Here is a 423-nt window from a genome sequence, read left to right on the forward strand (position 1 = left end):
GCCCTCTCCCCGTCCCCTCGTGCTTTTCCTCCCTGTTCCCCCCGGGTTCTCACCCGCTTTCCCCCGCACCGGGGAAAGTCCTCGCCGGCTACAGTGAGCGGATGACGCTCTTCGGCAGCCGGGCCGGCCCGGACGACGACGGGGATCGGAACGAGCGGCCCGGCGGGTACGAGCGCCCCCGGAGGGCCGGGGGATGGCGTCGCCGGGGACATCCGGCAACGGAGCGGCCCGGTGGCGGCGGAGCCGTCTCCGGACTCATCGGCGAACCCGAGTTCCGGGATGCCGAGGGGCGGACGGCGCACCCCGATACCCCCGGCGCGACGACCGCCGGCGCGGTCCCCCGGGGCGTCCTCTTCCGCCGTCGGGAGACCTCCCCGGGTCCCGGGGAGAAGGGACGCGTTCCCGCGGCCGGCGCCGAACGCC

At 76.4% G+C, this 423-nt stretch carries 1 protein-coding gene; it reads left to right on the plus strand.

Going from position 1 to position 423, the window contains the following annotated elements; all coding sequences use genetic code 11:
- Positions 1 to 101: 101 nt before the first annotated feature.
- Positions 102 to 423, plus strand: a 322-nt coding sequence (locus FOE67_RS29905; protein ID WP_438874334.1) for a hypothetical protein, incomplete at its 3' end; no start/stop codon positions are given.

It is taken from the genome of Streptomyces calidiresistens (genome assembly GCF_014141525.1).
GTDB lineage: Bacteria > Actinomycetota > Actinomycetes > Streptomycetales > Streptomycetaceae > Streptomyces > Streptomyces calidiresistens.